The organism is Methanospirillum hungatei (genome assembly GCF_019263745.1).
Taxonomy (GTDB): domain Archaea; phylum Halobacteriota; class Methanomicrobia; order Methanomicrobiales; family Methanospirillaceae; genus Methanospirillum; species Methanospirillum purgamenti.
Genome location: NZ_CP077107.1, coordinates 849,859 through 866,932, shown reverse-complemented (window position 1 = coordinate 866,932; position 17,074 = coordinate 849,859). Strand labels below are relative to the sequence as shown.

Sequence of the window (17,074 nt, the reverse complement as noted above, 5' to 3'; positions counted from 1 at the left end):
TACATTTCTGCTTTCAATTCGATGCAGGAAAAAAGAAAAAATTTAGATAAAGCCGAATGATTTTAAGGTTACATCCGGGTTTACTTCACCGACGTGGTATACCTTTCCTTCGGTCAGTTCATTAATGGTAACTTCTGCCGGGGAGAAGAGAGACGTGTCGATCTGGTAAAAGTCAAAGTTTGCTTCCTTGAAAATTTCGTAAAAGGGCTTACCATATCCTTTTGACTTGTTGCTTGGTATTTTGTCAAGGAAGTCAACAATTTCAGGGGCCTTCATAGTCAGGTTGATCTGACCATGATAGATAGTAGCGTCATTGGTTGTTCCCATGGCTTTGGTTGCATCTGCCTTCACTGGTGGAATTGGTGCAGTACCCATTGCCGCGGTAATCTTCCGGGTGTCAAATCCCAGTTCGTTCAGTTTGTATACTGCTGTCTCAACACACCGTCCACAAACCTGAATAGAGCCAACAAGTGATGCTGTCGGTGCAACAACTGCACAGAGATTTTCAACATCGATGCCACAGTCTTTTGCTATCTTTTCCATCACTTCGCCATTTGGGAGATGGTCTGATTCAAGTGCAATTACTGCATCATCGCTCTCATCTTCATACTCGATAACTTCATAGGTATGCTTTGGTTTTAAAGCAAGGGCACGTGCCGGGCCAGATCCCATTGCAAAGTAGTTACCAGCTTTTACGGTCCAACCTGCTTTTTGTGCTCCAAGACATGAGATTGCCGGATAGTCTGTTGAAACCTCAACAAACGGCATGGGGACATGCTTGATCTGACCCATTCTAAAGTTTACTTCACCAAGACCCCCCATACAGATCTCAGTGAATGCACGACCTGCTGCATAGCCACCAGGAACAGAAACACCACAATCTACAATTTTCGCACCATTGTCAAGTTCATGGTACGCGACATTAAAATCTTCAGAATAGTTAGCAAGATTATCGAATATCTCAAGTGCTAGTTCATTAACGCTAATCATGTTCGAACCCCCGTGGAGTACCAATACATCTCTGATGCAGCGGTATTGAACTCTTCGTTTTTTGAGTTCAACTGACTTTTATAGATGTTTTATAGATATTGCAGGATTTTATCCGGGTCATACCGAAGATTAATAAGTCGTGTCCTGCCCCGACCATCACGAAACTGTAAGTTTAAAAGCCGAAGACTGTCTAATTTTCTCAATGCTTCATAATATGCCGTGTATCCGAGTTTGAGTTTCTTCTTGATTACAGTATATACTTTCCCGGAAGTAAGCTGTTCATCATTACGTGATAATTCAACTAAGATTCGCAGGACATCTTTCTCTTCGCGGCGCAGTGCCTGGATTGAATATTTGAGGTGAAGAAACCGTGAGATTTTATATGCTTCTTGAATATGCTCATGACTAATCTCTCTTTTTGCTTCTTTTTCAGCATTCAGAGTAGCCCGTTTGATCATGTCTATGCCCACCCGCATATCCCCTGACCGGAGAGTATGATCAACGACAAGATCGAGCAGGCTGTCTGATAGAACTCCTGGATACAATCCCTGTTGTACACGTTCCTTTAATATCTGGAATGTCTCCTGAACAGAATAGGGAGGAAAGTACACTTCTGTTGGAGAAAACACTGAGGTAACTCTGATGTCCAGTTCTCTGGAGAGGTCCACGTCCATGTCTGATATAATGACCATGACTCCTATCCGGGTTCCCGGATATGTTTCATGTGCACGTAAAAGCAGGTATAAGACATTATTGAGTTCATTTTCAAACAGAAGGTAATTAGCGTCATCAAGAGCGATAAGGAGAACCCGATCCTCTTCAAGGAGAGTCTCTGCGATTGATTCAAAAACCCGCTTATATGAGTTGCCTGCTGCAGAAGGGTTATGGCCAGCTATCTGCCGGTATATCTGGGATAATATCATGAACCTGGAATTCTCTATCTGGCAGTTGATATGAACTGTGAGCATTTTTGACTTAATCTCACCAATTTCTGCAAAGATCTTTTTTACCGATGTTGTTTTTCCAGTACCCGGAGTTCCCTTAATTATTGCATTCAATGGACGTGAACCTTTAAGGCCGGGTTTTAGAAGAAAAGCAAGTTCCCGTAACTGGTTTTCACGGTAATTGAACTGATCCGGAATGTAGTCAATTTCAAAAATATCAGGATCCCGAAAAAGAGTCTCATCCCACATCAGCATATTTTTCAGGGTCATCCATTCTTCCCATTCATCTGATATCTTCCTGATATCAGTTGCACTTCATAGATCAAGGGATGTAGACAAAAAGATTTCGTTCCGGTCATGGTTTAGATGTTTTTATCGGATGATTGGATTCAGGTCCTGGATGATGTCTTTCCTTATGACCTCACTATGTGCAAATAGCAGGAGAATGAAACCTATTCAGACACGCATGCAGATCAGAACATTTCTAACTGAGTATCTTCCGGTACTGGTGAAAGGCATCCTGATGGGAATCTGTGACATTATACCAGGAGTATCTGGTGGCACAGTCGCTTTCATCACCGGAATATATGGACGTCTTATCGCAGGAATAGCAAATATTTCTCCCAACATTATCATTGATCTTATCAGGTGGGATCTGCCTTCCTTCAGATCAAAATTGGAACAAATGGATATTGTGTTTCTTATTGTTCTTGCCTGTGGCATTGGATCAGCATTTCTGCTGGCATCACGGGTAATGCTCTGGCTGCTTCATGAGTATCCGGTTCAGACAAACGGTTTTTTCTTTGGTCTTATTCTTGCATCATCAGTCCTGTTGTTTGCTCCACTTCCCCGCCGTTATCCGGGCAGTTTTATCTTTCTTATTATTGGTATTGTCCTCGGGCTTGGTATTGTCATGCTTAATCCCTCATCCCTGGGGCATTCGTACCCTATTCTGTTCCTTACCGGATTTATCGCCCTTTGTGCGATGATTCTCCCCGGAATCTCCGGAGCATACATCACTCTCATTATGAACCAGTATGAATATCTGCTCAATGCCATCAAAACCCTCTCTTTGCCTGATATCGGAGCGTATCTCATTGGAGGAGTACTGGGGATTCTGACCTTTACCCGGCTTCTTAAATATCTGCTGAAGTATTATCATGACCTGATCGTTGCGATCCTGACTGGTCTTATGCTGGGATCATCCAAACTTCTCTTTGATCGGGCAACAGAAACAACACCAATCGGGATCGATCTCATGGTGAGTGTCATTCTGGGTATTCTGGTTGTTGGCCTGTTCCAATATACTCAGACTTATATGAATAAACGAAGTATAGAAAAATTATGAGATAAGGAGAGGAATAAGAGATGTGCCTGGAAGAAGGCCGTATTTTCCTTTCTGTCCCTCTTTTTCTGAAAATCTGGTTGTCGTATCTTTCTCTTTTCCAAGTATCGCAAATGGCACCGGATCTGCGGTGTGTGTTTTAATTCTTATAGGCGTCGGATGGTCAGGCAGGACTGCGATTCGTCCGGTAAACTGGCTCATGATTGTTCCAATCATCTCATCTACCCGTTCAATTGCTTTTACCTTCTCTTCAATGCTTCCCATATGTCCTGCTTCATCTGGTGCTTCGACATGGATGAAGAGAAAGTCAAGATGTTTTAATGCCTCAATGGCGTACCGTGCTTTTGCTTGATAATCAGTATCAATAAAACCGGTTGCACCAGGAACCTTTATGATCTCCATCTTCGCATAGGTTCCAATCCCGTTCAGGAGATCAACAGCAGAAATGATGCCTCCTTTCAGGCCAAAGATCTCCGAAAATGGTTGTATTGCCGGACGTTTTCCACCAGACCAGGGCCATATTGAGGTAGCAGGGTTTTTCCCTCTCCTTATACGGTCGCGGTTCACCGGGTGATCTGCAAAGATTTCTCTACTGATCTCCATTGCCTTTAAGAGTTTTTCTGCATCAGAACCTTTTGGCAGATATAACTCTGCCTGCTGACCGGTTACATCATGGGGGGCGGTAGATTCACACCCTTTTCCGCCGGGAAGCACAAGGAGGTTTCGGTAACTAATCCCTGGATAACAGATCATTCCAGTCAGATGCTTATTTAAACTCGTAAGGAGGGCAGCTCCCTCTTCACTGGATATATGTCCTGCGTTAAAATCCTCGATGATTCCATTTCGAATGGTTACCAGGTTACACCGGTATGCCACATCCTCATCACCTAATGTAATACCCATACTTGCCGCTTCAAGTGCCCCTCGTCCGGTATAGCAGGATACTGGATCATATCCAAGGACAGAAAGATTTGCAATGTCGCTTCCTGGAGAGTAGCCTTCTGGCACAGTCTTTAAAAGACCCATGGAACCTTCCCTGGCAATATAATCCATGTTGGGGGTATGTGCTGCTTCTAATGGTGTCATTCCGGAGAGTTCCGCAAGTGGCTCATCAGCCATACCGTCCCCTAAGATGATGCAATATTTTTCTGACATCGGCTACTCCAGAGCTGCCTGCACTGCCAGTCTGACGCTTTCCCTGCTTGATAATTCTGGGATAAAACCAAGACTTTTCAGTCGGGAGATGTCAAGCTGCATCTTTGGGACATCACCTATCCATCCTCTGCTTCCGCCGGTATACGTAAATTTGGGAGTAAGGTTCATTTCCCGAGTAAGTATGTCGGCAATATCTGTAACTGATATCCAGTCTTCAGAACCGATGTTGAATGTATTGACGGTATCGTGAGTGTGGGAGACGACGTACATAATCGCCCTGATACAGGCACCTACTTCAAGGTATGATTTCGTTTGTTTCCCATCTCCCAGGATTTCTAGTTCATGTGGATTTGCTTTCAGTTTCTTGATAAAATCTGTGATAACTCCATGTCCTGATCTGGCTCCGATAATATTTGCAAACCTGAACACCCATGAATTCATCGAGAAACTGTGACAGTATGCGGAGATGAGGGCTTCACATGCTAATTTAGATGCCCCATATACTGACACCGGCTCCATGGGAGTGTATGACTCAGGAGTTGGGATGACTGTTGCTTCTCCATATACCGTTGAGGTGGATGTAAAGACTATCTCCGGGACCTGTGCTTTTCTCATTGCTTCAAGAATCCTGTGAGTTGCAATGATGGTATTATTCAATTGCTTGTCGGGTGAGACTGAACTCTCTCTGACATCCGGGTCAGCTGCAAGGTGATAAACCCGGGCAGCACCTTTGAGATGATCCTGCCACCCATCTGAAAGGAGATCTGCGCTTACCAATTGTATTCGGTTTGCATCAAGGTGACCTTTGATTGAGTTGATATCACCGGAAACCAGTGAGTCAATGACGATTACGTCGTCACCGGCACTGACCAGATAGTCTACCAGGTGCGATCCGATAAACCCTGCCCCGCCGGTCACAATACTGCGCATCCATACTCATATCCCTTTCCTTCTACCTAAATGTATAACAGCAATGTTTGTCGGGATAGATCACGGAACAACTGCGATGCGATTTGCAGGCGGGGGACGTGTATTTAAAATTCCCCGGTCTGACGCAGTTTCATTCCGGCTCTCTGACCTTTCTCATCTGACTGAAGGGGAAGAGATAGAAGGATTTGCCATTACCTATTCGATGGGGGACAATTTTTCAGAGATAACCCCAATAGAGCATCTAACAAACCGTGGACTTGTCAGTAGGGATGGAGCAGGGGAACATACCGGTGGGGGCACCAGAGTTTTTGACATCATAAAAGAAAGCGGTATTCCAGCAGTAGCAATACCTGGCCTTCACCGGGGTTCACATACAGATCCACGGTTTAAAGTATATTCGCATCAGGCAAGCCCAGAAAAGATAGGTCTTGCATATGAGGTCGTTTCTCATCTTGGATCAACATGTATTGTCTCTGATATCAGCTCAAATACCGTCACTCTGCTCATGAAAGATAATCAGATCATCGGTGGATTTGATGCCTGCATCTTTGCACCAGGCTGGGTTCATGGCGCCCTTGATCTTGATGCCATCCGGGCAATAGATGCTGGAAAGATAACCGCAAACGATGCTTTCCTTCATGCAGGGGTCAGGGATACCCTCCCTGATTCAGATCGACAGTCTGCTCTTGCCATGTTTGCAGCCATGGAATGTGCATCGCTCCGACTTTTAGCCCCGAATGCACCGGTTGCGTTATGTGGAAGCAGGGCCCTTTCGGTTTCAGACGAAATTAAACAATTGTTATGTTGTGATCTGCTTGTTCTTGACGAATGGACGGCTGCGAAGGGGCTCTCAAGGATTGCAGAAGACATATTTTCAAAAAATATTAGAAATATTTTAAGCATCCCTGTCAGACTGTAATTTTATATGATTAATCGTGTAAAATATTCTGGGAATTTTCTTGAGAGAGTTACGGATCCATGGGAGAGGTGGTCAGGGCTCGGTTACTGCAGCCGAGCTGATCGCCGTCGCAGCCTTTAAGAGCGGAGTATTCTCGCAAGCCTTTCCGGCATTCGGAGTGGAAAGGCGGGGTGCCCCGGTCCAGGCATTTGTCAGGTTCTCGGATGAAAAGATCCGGCTCAGGAGCCAGGTTTATGAACCGGACTATGTCATTGTGCAGGACAGTACGCTGATTAAGGATGTCAATGTCTTTTCTGGCATGAAGAAGGGTGGCATTATCCTCATTAATACCAAGGGGGAGATACATGGCACTATTCCGGAAGGTGTCAGATTTATTCCGATAGATGCTACCCGCCTCGCGCTAGATGTCCTTGGTGTTCCGATCACGAACACGACCCTGATGGGAGCATTTGCAGCAGCATCCGGCGAGATTAGTCTGGAGGCACTGGAAGAAGCTGTCCGTGAACGATTCTCCGGTAGTCTGGCAGACAAGAATGTCGCAGCAAGCCGGGCAGCATATGACCTGATCAAGGGAGGTGCCTGATGGCGCTTCGTATTGGGTGTGCAGCAGCACCAGGTCAGGCCCGGGAGAATAAAACCGGATCTTGGCGTGTATTTCGTCCGGAATTTGATCATGACACGTGTACATCCTGTGGGATGTGTCAGCTGGTCTGTCCTGAAGGGTGCATTCGCTCTGAAAATAATGAATTCAACCCTGACTATGATTTCTGTAAAGGATGCGGGCTCTGTGCCCATGAATGCCCGGCAAAAGCAATCACCATGGAAACGGAGGAGAAATAGATGAAAGCTATCCTTGAAGGCTCTCATGCAATAGCAGAGGCAGTACGGCTGGTAAAACCTGATGTCATCTCTGCGTATCCAATCACTCCTCAGACACACATCGTTGAGCGACTTGCAGAAATGGTGGCAGAGGGAGAACTTGAAAGTGAATATATCTGTGTTGAAAGTGAGTTCTCTGCTCTTTCAGCATGTGTTGGAGCCTCTGCAGCAGGATCACGGGTATACTCTGCAACATCCTCACAGGGTCTTTTGTTTATGGCCGAGGTATGTTTCAATGCAGCAGGTATGCGTCAGCCAATTGTAATGTCAATTGCGAACCGTGCGGTCAGTGCCCCGCTCTCTATCTGGAATGATCAACAGGATTCATTGTGTCTTCGCGATTCCGGATGGATCCAGCTGTATGCAGAAGATGTGCAGGAGAGTTTTGATCTCCATATCCTTGCATATAAAGTTGCAGAGGATCACCGGGTACTCCTGCCGGTCTTTGTATGTTTTGACGGATTTATTATCTCACACACCTATGAACCAGTTGATATTCCTGACGAAAAGGAAGTCCAGGCATACCTTCCGCCCTATGATCCGGTAAACAAACTGGATGCAGATGAGCCACTCAGCATGGGAATGTATGCAACTCCTGAATACTACATGGAATTCAGGTATGAGATGGATCAGGCCATGGTCCGTGCTCTCTCAGTATTAAAACAAGCCGGAAAAGAGTTCAAGGAACAGTTCGGACGCGATTATAGCGAACTTGTCGAATCATACAAACTTGAAGATGCAGAAGTTGCCATCGTTGCAATGGGATCTATCTGTGGTACTATCAAGGATGCTGTGGATGAGATGCGTTCCGAAGGGAAAAAGGTTGGATTGCTTAAGATCAGAGCTTTTCGTCCGTTCCCTGCTGAAGACGTAAAAAATGCCCTGAAAGGAATTAAAAAGATCGGGGTGTTTGAAAAGAATATCTCGATTGGTTCCCGGATGAAGGGAGCAGTCGGGTATGAGGTAAAGGATGCAATCGGTGACTCTTCTGTCCAGGTACTCAGCTATGTTGCAGGACTTGGTGGCCGGGATATCCGCATTCTTGATATTAAAAAGATGACTGACGCTATTGAGGCCGGAAATGGAGATTGTTTCTTCGGTCTTCGCGAGGAGCTGATCTAACATGGCTGACAGAACCCTTGAACTGGTTGACTGTGGCCACCGTGCCTGTGGTGGGTGTGGTCCGGCGTTTGCAGCACGGCTAATATTAAAGGGAGCCGGTGAACGATCCATTGTCTGTGCATCAACCGGGTGTATGGAAGTATTTTCAACTCCATATCCGCAGACTGCCTGGAAGGTTCCCTGGGTCCATTCCTTATTCCAGAACACAGCAGCAGTAGCATCTGGTGTTGAAGCTGCACTCAAGAGACAGGGCCGGGATGAACATGTCCTGTGTATCTGTGGTGACGGGGCTACCTTTGACATTGGGGTGCTCTGTATCAGTGGAGCATTTGAACGTGGTCATAACATCACATACATCTGTTATGACAATGAGGCATACATGAACACCGGTATCCAGCGTTCAGGAGCCACTCCCTTTGATGCCAGCACAACAACCTCTCCGGCAGGAAAGAAGAGCTTTGGAAATACACGGCCCAAAAAGGATATGCCACAAATCCTCGCGGCTCATGGTGCACCATATGTTGCAACCTGCTCTATTGCTTACCCGAATGATGTCATCAAAAAGGTTGAGCGGGCAGTAAATACCGATGGACCATGTTATATTCAGATTCACACCCCTTGTTGCACGGGTTGGGGATTTGATGGATCTAAAACCATTGAACTTGGAAAACTAGCCATTGAAACCGGACTCTGGGTTAACTATGAGATTGTCAATGGTAAAGTTGAAAAGGCAAAGAAGGTAAAAAGGAAACCGGTAGAGGATTACTTACGGGTTCAGAAGCGGTTTGCCCATCTCTTCAAACCCTCAGTAAATGCAGAAGAGATTGCAAAAATTCAGGCAATCGCTGATGCAAACGCAGAAAAATACGGCATCGATCTTAAAATCTGATTCGACAATCCCTTTGGGTAATGGGTGTTTGCCAGGGCCTGCTGGCACCATACCCTCTCATTGTAAAATTATTTTCTCTTGCTTTTTCTCGTATGGCTTTCTTCACACGTACCCTTATATGGACTCGGGGAGTACCGGTATAATTCAGTCGCAGGTGGTCACAATCATCCCAATACTTTTTGTCGATGACAACCGTGAATTAGCAAACATATTCCAGTTTTATCTGGAGAAGACCGGTCTTTTTACGGTCCATGTATGTCTGGACGGGGATGATGCCCTCGAATTTTTAAATGGTAATGAAGTACAGGCAATTGTATCAGACTATGATATGCCTGAAATGGATGGGATCACCCTTCTTCGACAGGTCAGGAATTTACATCCTCAGCTTCCGTTCATTATGCTGACCGGTAATGACAGCAAGGAGATTGCCATTGAAGCATTAAACGCAGGGGCGGATTTTTACCAGAACAAGGGCGAGGATTTGGAAATCCAGGTACTTGACCTGTCACATAAAATTACTATCCTTGTCGAGAAAGCCCGTGCTGAAGCTGCTATCCAGAGAAAAGATCGGATTCTTGAAGTCATCGGTCACACGGCAGGAAGACTTCTGAAAGGTGAGAACTTCTATGCAGAGATGATGGTAACTCTTCGAGATATCTGCCAGGTTACCAGTGCAGTCGGAGCATTTATTGGTAATCCCATACAGCATGGTGAGGAATTGCCTGGTGATGTGCCGAATGTTGTTACCTGGTGGACCGGAGAAGGTATGCATAATGGAACATATCCCAAGGATATTCGCAATCTCTTTTCTGATCTTGCCATTGCGACGAGTAAACATTGGGATAAGGATGAACATTTTATTCTGACATCCGGAACTGAAACATCACCATCAGAGCAACAGGTACTTGATACATTAAACATTACCTCTGTGGTGTTTCTCCCGGTTTCATCAGGAAATGAACGATGGGGATTTTTATCTCTGTTTTATAAAGAATCAAAAATCCATCTCTCCGATCCAGAACTCTACGCATTTTCCATGCTTACCAAACTTGCCGGTGCAGCCCGATACCGGGCATACATGGAAGAGTATTTTAAAAATCCTGTTGAAAAATCCCTTGTCGGAGTATTTCTCATAAAGAATAACCGGTTTATTTATATTAATCCCCGGTTCTCAACAATATTCGGGTATTCCAGAACGGATATTATCAGGTCAAAATCTCTTCCCGGACTCTTTGAAGAGGAGGATGTAGAACTGGTCATGACAACCCTTTCAGACATTCAGTCCGGCTGGAGAGAAAACGGGCATCTGGAAGTAAAAGCAAGGCACCGGGATGGCTCTCTCATATATCTTGAACTCTATGTGACCATGTTCAGGTGCAATGATTCCCCCTGTCTTATAGGGAATTGCCTCGATATCACCGCCAGGAAGGAAGCAGAAGAAAAAGCACGGGCAAGTGAGGAACTCTTAAAGCAAAATATGCTTACTTCACTTCATGAGAAGGAGACACTCCTTCGGGAGATCCATCACCGGGTCAAGAATAATATGCAGATAATCGCAAGTCTGCTTCGGCTTTCCGGATTTAAAAGTGGGAATCCTGAAGTGCATGACATTATTCGTGACTGCAGAAACCGTATCTTTTCAATGACTTCTATCCATGAAAAATTATATGAAACTGATGACCTGGTCAGGGTTCCTCTTGGAAGTTATATCCGTGACATCGGAAACCGCATAATACTTGAGTTTGAAATGGAAGAGGGACGCATTTCATATGTAGTTCAGGAAGACGAACCTGTTCTTGTTGATATTAATACCGGAATACCCATCGGTCTTATCATGAATGAACTGATAACAAACAGTATCAAACATGCATTTCCTGTAGATGGAAAGGGAAGCATCGAGGTATCTCTTTCATCGGATAACGGATGTAAAAGGATCAGATACCATGATACCGGGGTTGGCCTTCCCATAGATTTTCACTCAAAGAAGCATACATCCCTGGGAATTGAATTAATTCATAATCTCACTCACCAGATAATGGGAACGGTATCATTCACTTCAGGGTCAGGAATGACCTGTGTGCTTTCATTTCCCGTACAGCACCGGGTTACCTCATTCAATTAGAATTGTGGGAATTAGATCATGGAACACACACATCGGATACTCATTGTAGAAGACGAGATGGTTATCTCCATGGAGCTTGCAGGAACATTGCGGCGACTTGGATATGATATCGCCGGGCAGGTTACCAGAGGTGAAGATGCCATTGAGCAGGCTGGATTACAAAAACCTTCCCTTATTCTCATGGATATCAGGCTTCAGGGCGAGATTGACGGAATTGAAGCTGCTGACACAATCCGCAATCTGTATGACATTCCGGTTGTGTTTCTTACGGCACATTCTGATGAAAACACTCTTCAGCGAGCGATAGCAGCCCAGCCCTCCGGATACCTCATGAAACCATTCCGTGACCGTGAACTTTATTCAACGATAGAACTTTCGCTTCACAAACATGCACTCAGAAAGAAAATTCTGCCTCATTTCTTCATTCTTGATAGAATTTCAAGTTTGCCTGATTCTCTCCCATGCCTCATAATTTCATCAGATGGTATGATATCCGGGGCAACCGACGCAGCCGCTACATTACTGGGTACAACGACGGGTTCACTCATTCAAACAAGGTTTGATTCTTTGTTTGCAACACCCCCTGTATTTGAACCAGTTGTCATGCCTGAGGCTGTTAAGATGAAACGAGAAGACGGAACTGTGATTCCGATTACAATGAGCCTTGGTTATATCACGAATACGGATGGCTCATTATCCGGATGCCTGGTTGTATTAACCCAGAGGGATGACTATGTCTGATGAGTATTCTATTGACGTGGTCAATGAGTGCAAACCGGATGAAATGAGAACGTTGTTTGAGTCCGGTGACTGGTGGGAACCTGCATGGGATGATTCCATTTTATGTGAGATTGTTCATCGAAGTTTTGCTTTTGTAGTAGCAACAGATTCAAAAAACCGATGGATTGGAATGGGTCGGATAATTTCAGATGGGGTGTCAGATGCCTACCTGCAGGATATCGTGGTGCTTCCTGAATGGCGAGGGAAAGGAATCGGCACCGCTCTGGTGAAAAAACTCATGCTTATCTGTACGCATGCAAATCTTGGCTGGATTGGGATAATAGCCGAACCGGAAACTGAATTTTTTTACCGTCGGTTTGGATTTGCTAAAATGAACGGATATACTCCGATGCGATATGAAGGATCTTCTCCCTTAAACCGGTTTTAATGTCTGCAGAGAGATCTGATCCAAAAGGATCCGTGATAACTGACGAGGGGGATGAGGTATCTGCAGTCTGTCCGGTTATCATCTCTGCAAGCAGATCAACTGATATTCCGGCATATTATGCAGAATGGTTTGTTCACCGGCTTTCCAAGGGCTATATCAGATGGGTAAACAGTTTTAACCCGAATCTTTTGTACTATGTGTCATTTGAAAAAACACGGGCCATTGTTTTCTGGAGTAAAAATCCGAAACCACTTTTCCCATATCTTGACACTCTTGATTCAGTTGTTTCGACATACTATTTTCAATATACCTTAAATGATTATGAAAACGAAGGATTCGAACCATCAGTCCCATCCCTTGATGATCGGATTGCAACATTTATTGCTCTTGCACAGCGGCTGGGGAAAAACCGGGTAATCTGGCGCTTTGATCCGGTTCTGTTGTCACCTTCCCTGGATATGAAGACTCTTTTAACCCGGATTGCATACATTGGTGACCGGATATCACCATATACAGAAAAACTGGTATTTAGTTTTGTAGACACTTCATATGCAAAAGTAAAACGACAGTCAGATAATTATTTTTTCAGAACACCGACATCTGAAGAGAAAGAGGAGTTTATTAAGGGACTTATCTATCTGAACCAGAGATGGCATCTGGTACTGGCCTCTTGTGCAGATGGCACTTCATATGGAACAGAAATTGAGCATAATTCATGCATTGATGCTGTATTACTTCGTCGGATTTGTAGGGATGATGAGGTATTACTCAGATATCTGGATAAGGCTGGTAAAGATCCCGGTCAAAGGCCTGCCTGCAGGTGTATCAAGAGCAAAGATATCGGACAGTACGATACCTGTTTGCATGGATGTGTCTATTGTTATGCAACACGTCATGAAAAAGCGAAGATGAATGCATTGAAACATACAGCTCAGCCATGGAATGATACGATAACCGGAGAAAAATGTGGAAATACCGTAAGAATGAATAGTGATCTCAGGTTTTTTATATGAACTGTGAAATATGCGGTAAGGAGATATCCGGAGCTGCAGCCTTTACTTGCAATTATTGTGGCGGAGTCTTCTGCCCAAAACACCGGCTGCCCTTTAATCATGCCTGTAAAAACCTTGTAGAATGGAAAAAATCCGGGGTGCCAGGGAAAAAGAAAGTTCGGCTGACAAAAAAAGCTTCTGTATCTGCAGATGTTCCTGTTTATCTGAAAAAAGAAGTGCTCATCGGCGTGGTTCTTGTGATCACTCTGTTGATCCTTCTATTTGCGTTTATTTTATAACTCAGAAGGTGCAGGATATCTCATGGATAACTGATCTCCGATATATATCAGATACTTTTTTCCAAATGGGCCATCTTCAAGGGCTGAAACAAGATTCCAGATCTCACTTCCCTCTCCTCCAGTAATGAGTGCTGCACCAAGTACTACTGCTGCAACAGTATCAGTATCTCCACCAAGCAGGATCGATTCGATGAGCAGCCTCATGGGATCACTTCCGTATTGTATAAGAAGAAAAAGGACAGAACCGAGAAATATCCGTGATTCTGTATACGGTACGCCATACTCTGCATATGATTCAAGAAGTATCTCCCGTTCAGGGGACTTGAGCAGAGCGCACGTGTCGCAATACCTGATGATATCCGGATGTATTTTCCTAATATCCTCCCTTACCGCACTCCAGATCTCTGAAAATGGCGTATGGTGATAGAGTCTATGGTGAGCTATGAGGGCTATTCCAATTGTTGCTGCTATTGCATCCGGATGACCATGAGTAATTGATGCACTTAGTCCTGCACAGCAGATGACCCCATCTCGCTCCGGTAAAAATCCAATGGGGAGCGCCCGCATAGCTGCCCCGTCCGTCTTTCGGTTCAATTTTTCTACGGTGGATATGCTTTCAAGAAATAACTTTGGACTATCGGATGCAAGCATTTTTTGTGTCATTTCAGAATAGCCAAATCTCTTGTCCCGCTTATATGCTGTAAGGAAAAAATCAGCCATTGTTTCAGGAGAACAAGATTGACCAGATGCTAAAAGTTCTGCTACTGCAAGAGCCTGCTGGGTATCATCAGTGTATGTTCCACATACAAGGCCATCTGATGCGAGTTTTTCACTTGCTTTTATGTACGAGAGATTTTCAAACGGTGCACCATATGCATCACCTAACGCCAGTCCGAGCAGCATCCGGGCACCAGGCGAACAGGTGCCATTTAAAAAAAAGGGATTATTCAATCTTGACACATCGAAGGCACTCTTTGTACCCTTTTTCCTTGATTAACTTTAAAATCTCACGGGGATTTCCGTGACACTTGAATTCACCGTTAATCATGACATGCCCTTTGTCGGCATCCAGGTAATCAAGGATATAACCGGTGTGTGTTATGACCAGACCGCTGTTTTTCCGGTTTACGAATCGCTGATTCTTCTGGAGGAGCTGGGCAATAGATTCACCCATCAGATGGATATTTTCAAGATCCACACCGCTTTCAGGTTCATCGAGCATGATAAAATGCGGATCCTGTATCATCATCTGCAAAATTTCACTCCGCTTGATCTCGCCACCTGAAAATCCAAGGTTGATATCCCTGTTCGTGAACTCTTCCATGTTCATCTTCTGAGTTGCAGCTGCTACTTCCTCAGGATTTTTATCAGGACTGATAACCTCCAGCATCTTTCCAAGTTTCAGGCCGGGAATTGAAGGTGGTCGCTGGAACATGATCCCCATACCAAGTCGTGCCCGTTCATGTACTGGCATATGGGTCACATCCACCCCATTGAATTCGATTTTTCCACTTGTGATAGTGTATGCATCAAATCCCATGATACACATCAGCAGCGTGGATTTTCCTGACCCGTTCGGGCCCATCAGAACATGGGTTTCACCAGGTTCTATATGAAGGGTGATTCCATGCAGAATTTCCTTACCGCCAATTTCTGCATGAAGGTCTGTAATATGAAGCATAACGCGTACGTACCCTTTTGTTTACTATTGCATGAAGATGTATCTAAAAAAATCAGAGGAGTTTCTTCCCTGCATCTGCTCCTGGCATACATTCAAAAACATCGGTGATTTTAAAGATGAGGAGTGATTTAGCCGGAAGGTTGGGTTTTTTCTCGTGGATCATTGCTTTCATCTTTGCATGTTCCTCCCCACTTGTCTTTACGGTAATATCACCTTTAATCTGGTAGCACCCCTTGGCGCCCGGACCATACACATAGATTGCTGCCTTTGGATTTTCTAAGACATTCTGCAGGCTTTTCTGCATAAAATTGTCTCCGATCCAGATCGTCTCATCGTCAATTAAAAAGACTGATCCCATGGGAGCTACGTTGGGGATTCCTGATTTTGATGCAGTTGCCAGAGGGAAAACCTTGATCGCTTCAATGGCTTCCTTTATCTCGGGTGTTAGAGCAGTCATGGTACTTGAGTTTATCTGAAATCATATATAGGTTCGGGTTTTTATTCCTCACTTTCCTGAACATCCACACGCTCACGATAATCAGGGATTAGTGTCCAGATAATGAGATTATCATCACCACTTTGTATCTCACGTCCGATGACCCTGACCGGTTCCCGCCCTGATATCGAATCTGAAACTTCTACTTGTTCTGCTATTCCAAGCCCTTCCCTGATCTGGTCGATAACGTCAAGGCTGATGAGATGGGTATCCCTGATATCTGTCCCGGCTGATCCATCGGCAGCGTGCACAGATGCATAGGTAGATGCTGCCTGGTTCATATGAGCGATTTGCAAATCTGATGATTTGGTGACGATGGCAGGGACTGGTATACGAGAGAAGATATCATGAAACCGGGACTCTTTATTCCTGGTTTCTTCTGCCTGTTCATCGATTAGGATAGCACGTACAATGAATCCGTTGAGGCCACCGGGCTTAAAAAGTCTTATTAATACCGGGCGAATCTGTCCATCCGGTAGTGATACCAGGAACCGTTCACTACTGCCTCCCCCGGAAAGAACCTGGTTTTTCAACTCCTCAAATCGCTTTTGTTCTTGCGATACCAGAACCTGGGTGAAAAGTAGCCCGGTTACTGCACCCTGATCATACCCCATAATTCTGTTGACTGAAGGTGTTACATAGAGAATATGTCCTTCAGGGCTGAGCAGAGCAATCAGTTCGTCTGTATGGGAAAGAAGCTCAAGATACACTTCTGGTGACAACAGCCCGCTCTCCTGACCTGATGGAGGCGAACTGAGTATCCTAATGATATATCCTTCAAGTCCGGTCAATGCCAAAGGACCATTGAATATCCCGGTACCAATAAGGATACCCTCTGTCTTGGTTCGATCTTTTACCTGAAGCCGTGTATGCACGACAAAGGTCCGCTTTTCAGAAAGACCTGCCTGTATTGCGCTACGAGCATAATCCCGGTCATCCGGGTGTATCAGATCAGGCAATGTGATAAGACCAGTATCTACCAGTTCTGCTGGTGTATACCCCGTAACTTTCCGCGATCCATCATCAGCATGGGTAATTGATAATGCAGCATCGGCTTTACACCGAAACATCATCCCAACTATGTTTGTGTGTTCCTCCATAGATCCCCCTCCATCACGTCCTCATTCCATGGTGGATAATCAA

At 44.8% G+C, this 17,074-nt stretch carries 19 protein-coding genes; 11 read left to right on the top strand and 8 right to left on the bottom strand.

The genetic code is table 11. From position 1 onward, the window contains the following. Positions 1-42: 42 nt before the first annotated feature. Together mch and KSK55_RS04145 are read right to left on the bottom strand one after the other, a co-directional pair. A complete protein-coding gene (gene mch, locus KSK55_RS04150; RefSeq protein WP_214418937.1) occupies positions 43-990 on the bottom strand; it encodes a methenyltetrahydromethanopterin cyclohydrolase in 948 nt (315 codons plus the stop codon). Between the two features lie 89 nt (positions 991-1,079). After that, positions 1,080-2,204, bottom strand: a complete 1,125-nt coding sequence (locus KSK55_RS04145) for an ORC1-type DNA replication protein (protein ID WP_218608293.1) — start codon at positions 2,202-2,204, stop codon at positions 1,080-1,082. Between the two features lie 175 nt (positions 2,205-2,379). Here KSK55_RS04145 and KSK55_RS04140 point away from each other — a divergent pair, with 175 nt between their 5' ends. Next, on the top strand, positions 2,380-3,282 hold the full coding sequence (locus KSK55_RS04140) for a DUF368 domain-containing protein (protein WP_256664173.1): 903 nt from the start codon (positions 2,380-2,382) through the stop codon (positions 3,280-3,282). Here the strand turns inward: KSK55_RS04140 and KSK55_RS04135 are convergent. Together KSK55_RS04135 and KSK55_RS04130 are read right to left on the bottom strand one after the other, a co-directional pair. Continuing rightward, positions 3,277-4,434 (bottom strand): cofactor-independent phosphoglycerate mutase, encoded by a 1,158-nt coding sequence (locus tag KSK55_RS04135; protein ID WP_218608292.1) that lies wholly within the window; start codon positions 4,432-4,434, stop codon positions 3,277-3,279. The genes KSK55_RS04140 and KSK55_RS04135 overlap by 6 nt on opposite strands. A 3-nt stretch (positions 4,435-4,437) precedes the next feature. Then, positions 4,438-5,364, bottom strand: coding sequence for an NAD-dependent epimerase/dehydratase family protein (locus KSK55_RS04130; RefSeq protein WP_218608291.1), 927 nt, complete (start codon positions 5,362-5,364; stop codon positions 4,438-4,440). Between the two features lie 43 nt (positions 5,365-5,407). Between KSK55_RS04130 and KSK55_RS04125 the strand changes: the two genes are divergently transcribed. The 10 genes from KSK55_RS04125 to KSK55_RS04080 all read left to right on the top strand — a co-directional run bounded on the left by KSK55_RS04125 (position 5,408) and on the right by KSK55_RS04080 (position 13,754). Beyond that, positions 5,408-6,283 carry a methanogenesis marker 12 protein gene (locus KSK55_RS04125; RefSeq protein WP_218608290.1) on the top strand — a complete coding sequence of 292 codons (876 nt, stop codon included), beginning with the start codon at positions 5,408-5,410 and terminating at the stop codon, positions 6,281-6,283. A 40-nt stretch (positions 6,284-6,323) separates the two neighbouring features. Next, positions 6,324-6,866, top strand: a complete 543-nt coding sequence (locus KSK55_RS04120) for a pyruvate ferredoxin oxidoreductase subunit gamma (RefSeq protein WP_214418932.1) — start codon at positions 6,324-6,326, stop codon at positions 6,864-6,866. Beyond that, the gene (locus KSK55_RS04115) at positions 6,866-7,123 is read left to right on the top strand and encodes a 4Fe-4S binding protein (RefSeq protein WP_214418931.1); all 258 of its coding nucleotides are present in this window, start codon (positions 6,866-6,868) and stop codon (positions 7,121-7,123) included. The genes KSK55_RS04120 and KSK55_RS04115 overlap by 1 nt, the downstream gene beginning before the upstream one ends. After that, a complete protein-coding gene (locus tag KSK55_RS04110) occupies positions 7,124-8,284 on the top strand; it encodes a transketolase C-terminal domain-containing protein (protein ID WP_214418930.1) in 1,161 nt (386 codons plus the stop codon). 1 nt (position 8,285) lies between these two features. After that, a complete protein-coding gene (locus KSK55_RS04105) occupies positions 8,286-9,173 on the top strand; it encodes a thiamine pyrophosphate-dependent enzyme (RefSeq protein ID WP_218608289.1) in 888 nt (295 codons plus the stop codon). Positions 9,174-9,291: 118 nt separating this feature from the next. Beyond that, positions 9,292-11,295 carry a histidine kinase dimerization/phosphoacceptor domain -containing protein gene (locus KSK55_RS04100; RefSeq protein ID WP_218608288.1) on the top strand — a complete coding sequence of 668 codons (2,004 nt, stop codon included), beginning with the start codon at positions 9,292-9,294 and terminating at the stop codon, positions 11,293-11,295. An 18-nt stretch (positions 11,296-11,313) separates the two neighbouring features. Then, entirely contained in the window at positions 11,314-12,036 is a 723-nt protein-coding gene (locus KSK55_RS04095; protein ID WP_218608287.1) for a response regulator, read from the top strand. Next, positions 12,029-12,463: a GNAT family N-acetyltransferase gene (locus KSK55_RS04090; RefSeq protein WP_214418926.1), complete on the top strand. Its 435-nt coding sequence runs from the start codon at positions 12,029-12,031 to the stop codon at positions 12,461-12,463. Before KSK55_RS04095 ends, KSK55_RS04090 begins: the two co-directional genes overlap by 8 nt. After that, positions 12,463-13,476: a DUF1848 domain-containing protein gene (locus KSK55_RS04085; RefSeq protein ID WP_218608286.1), complete on the top strand. Its 1,014-nt coding sequence runs from the start codon at positions 12,463-12,465 to the stop codon at positions 13,474-13,476. The genes KSK55_RS04090 and KSK55_RS04085 overlap by 1 nt, the downstream gene beginning before the upstream one ends. Beyond that, a complete protein-coding gene (locus KSK55_RS04080) occupies positions 13,473-13,754 on the top strand; it encodes an AN1-type zinc finger domain-containing protein (RefSeq protein WP_218608285.1) in 282 nt (93 codons plus the stop codon). Before KSK55_RS04085 ends, KSK55_RS04080 begins: the two co-directional genes overlap by 4 nt. Here KSK55_RS04080 and KSK55_RS04075 read toward each other — a convergent pair. The 4 genes from KSK55_RS04075 to KSK55_RS04060 are packed head-to-tail and all read right to left on the bottom strand — an operon-like array spanning position 13,749 to position 17,031. Continuing rightward, positions 13,749-14,657 carry an ADP-ribosylglycohydrolase family protein gene (locus tag KSK55_RS04075; RefSeq protein WP_218608284.1) on the bottom strand — a complete coding sequence of 303 codons (909 nt, stop codon included), beginning with the start codon at positions 14,655-14,657 and terminating at the stop codon, positions 13,749-13,751. The two genes, KSK55_RS04080 and KSK55_RS04075, sit on opposite strands and share 6 nt — an antisense overlap. A 40-nt stretch (positions 14,658-14,697) precedes the next feature. Beyond that, positions 14,698-15,435: an ABC transporter ATP-binding protein gene (locus KSK55_RS04070; protein ID WP_214418922.1), complete on the bottom strand. Its 738-nt coding sequence runs from the start codon at positions 15,433-15,435 to the stop codon at positions 14,698-14,700. A 52-nt stretch (positions 15,436-15,487) separates the two neighbouring features. Further along, positions 15,488-15,892 (bottom strand): pyridoxamine 5'-phosphate oxidase family protein, encoded by a 405-nt coding sequence (locus tag KSK55_RS04065; RefSeq protein ID WP_214418921.1) that lies wholly within the window; start codon positions 15,890-15,892, stop codon positions 15,488-15,490. A gap of 41 nt (positions 15,893-15,933) precedes the next feature. Beyond that, a complete protein-coding gene (locus KSK55_RS04060; RefSeq protein WP_218608283.1) occupies positions 15,934-17,031 on the bottom strand; it encodes a PAS domain-containing protein in 1,098 nt (365 codons plus the stop codon). Positions 17,032-17,074: the final 43 nt, after the last annotated feature.